The sequence below is a fragment of the Pseudomonas sp. PS01300 genome (genome assembly GCF_029960155.1).
GTDB classification, from domain to species: Bacteria; Pseudomonadota; Gammaproteobacteria; order Pseudomonadales; family Pseudomonadaceae; genus Aquipseudomonas; species Aquipseudomonas palmensis.
The window spans coordinates 1-286 of sequence record NZ_JASCPN010000162.1; the positions used below are offsets into that span (position 1 = coordinate 1).

Consider the following 286-nt stretch of genomic DNA (forward strand, 5'->3'; position numbering starts at 1 on the left):
GACCAGGCGCGGCAGATTTTTAAGATGCACTGTGATTGACGCAGGTGATCGGGGGCTTCGGCCTTCCTTCGCTTTCCCCGGCGGCACTGACCGCTTTAACCCAGACTTCTAGGGTTTTTCATGACGCGCTACATATTCGTCACGGGCGGTGTTGTTTCTTCATTGGGGAAAGGCATTGCCTCGGCTTCATTGGCTGCCATCCTGGAGGCGCGGGGGCTCAAGTTCACCATGCTCAAGCTGGACCCGTACATCAACGTCGACCCGGGCACCATGAGCCCGTTCCAGC

The 286-nt window shown here is 58.0% G+C and carries 1 pseudogene; it reads left to right on the forward strand.

Annotated features, from left to right (window positions below):
* Positions 1 to 120: 120 nt before the first annotated feature.
* A pseudogene (pyrG, locus tag QMX96_RS26790) lies at positions 121 to 286 on the forward strand (CTP synthetase); the annotation flags it as partial.